This window comes from Pseudomonas sp. P4_C3, assembly GCF_056402075.1.
This window is the reverse complement of record NZ_JBFUIC010000558.1, coordinates 1-1,798: the sequence shown is the minus strand read 5'-3', so window position 1 is coordinate 1,798 and position 1,798 is coordinate 1. Positions and strand designations below refer to the sequence as shown.

General features: G+C 59.3%; 1 pseudogene. It reads right to left on the bottom strand.

The features are described 5' to 3' along the window. Nucleotides 1–1,798, bottom strand: a pseudogene (locus AC1DVH_RS30590) (hypothetical protein); the annotation flags it as partial.

The following is a 1,798-nucleotide window of genomic DNA, read 5'->3' as shown; positions in this document are numbered from 1 at the left end:
TCCTCGAAGTCCAGATCCAGTTTGTATCCCGTTAACGTCTCCCCGGAATAAAGACGATTGGCCTGCGGCGGGCACTTTCGCAAGATTGACACCAACTCGTCAGCCAGTTCCATCCGGGTCGCGCGCTCGTACTCCATCGTGTGCTGCAGCAGCGCGACGTTATGCGCCGCGATTTGCGCATGATTCATGCCCGCGGCGTCCTCGTCGTCAGCGGCCAGAAAGTCGATGTCCATGTCATCGAGATCCTGCAGGGCCTGGTCGATCCACCCCGTCAAATCCGTACTCAATTGCTCAAATTGTTGCTTCAATCCATCGAGTTGCGACTGAACGCTTTCTCCGGCCTGTTGCAGCCATTCATCGGCCTGCGCGTTGCCGAAGTCAGGATAGAGGTCCCTGACTTGCAACCTCAGCATTTCGTGGGTCAACGCTGCGGCCAGCGGGGTGGTTGGGAAGCCGCCGCCCCTCAAGCCTTGCATTTCGAAGGGTAGCCCCCCGTCCATTCTGCCCAGACCCAGGCCGAACTCGGAGCGTGATAGCGCACGGTCACGGAGATTGAGCTTCAGCTCGTTGGCCGGGTTCAGCGACTGCAACTGCAGCGCCGCACGCTCGTCCTCGGACAATGCACCGATGACAGCCCCGTAAAAATCTGTTTGCAAGAGGGTTTGGGTGGGTACGTCGAAGTATTGATAATGGTTGCCGACTTTGATCAAGCGTCGACAATAAGCGGCATTGAGGGAACCGCAACGATCCAGCACCCGGCCTTGCGACGAGCCATCGAGCACCTCGACTCGCAGGTTTTTCGGCCATCCGGGCAGGTTCCTCAGTGAGTGCAAAGCCAGCGTGTCCGAATCGGAATGGGCCACCGACCGCAGATAAAGGCCTTCGTAAGCACGAGTGAGGCGCACATGCCGCTGGTACTGGCGGGCTTTGCTATCCAATTGCCTGAATAGTTCCCTGGCCTGGATCTCATCCGGCGTCGCCGTCAGTTCTACTCCATAGCGATCAAGCATCTGCTCCACCGCATTTTTCGGCAGCCCGGGATATTGCTGTTGAAACAATCGGACCCATTCATGCTTCGAATTCTGAAGTGCCTGATAACGACTGTTGAACAACTCCACTCGCCTGGCCTGCAACGCCTCGTGCAAATCACTGCCTTCGACCGCAGTTGCCGCGTCAGCCTGGGTTTTATCGATGACTTGCGCGACGTCCTGATCGATCCTGAACCGGCTGATGGTGTCGGCCAACACGGGAGCAGGTCGACGACCGGCCTGGATCATCCGCAGCATGTCGTCATCGACGTCGCTGACCTTGCCGATCTGCATCAGGACCTCATCGCTGAAAGCGTCCACCGGGGCGCCTATCCCTCGCAGCAGGCTCAGACGACTCGGTATCCGCRTGATCGGTTCCGAGGCAGCGATAGGAGCGGACGGATCACCAGCCGGTCTGCCGCCGGGTTGCACATCGGGCTCGCCAGTCTCGTGCTCGGTCCTGGTCAGCGCGGCGACCTCGGCGCCGTCGCGTTCTAACGAGGCGACAGCCCCGACCAGCGGCAATGCATTGAGCAAGCCGAACACAGTTCGCGTCACGCCTTCGGAACGCTCACTGGCTGTTTGCCCCTCGACTGCCTCATCCAGACCGTAACCGGCATCAATAAGCCCGGCCAGCACCAACAATCCCTCACCTCCAGGCACAAACAACGCCAGTGGCCCGAACCGGTTGATCCATTGCACAATCGGCTCGACGAAAGCACTCAGATTGTCACGGTTGACCTGAGCATCGTCGCGGATGGTCTTGACGC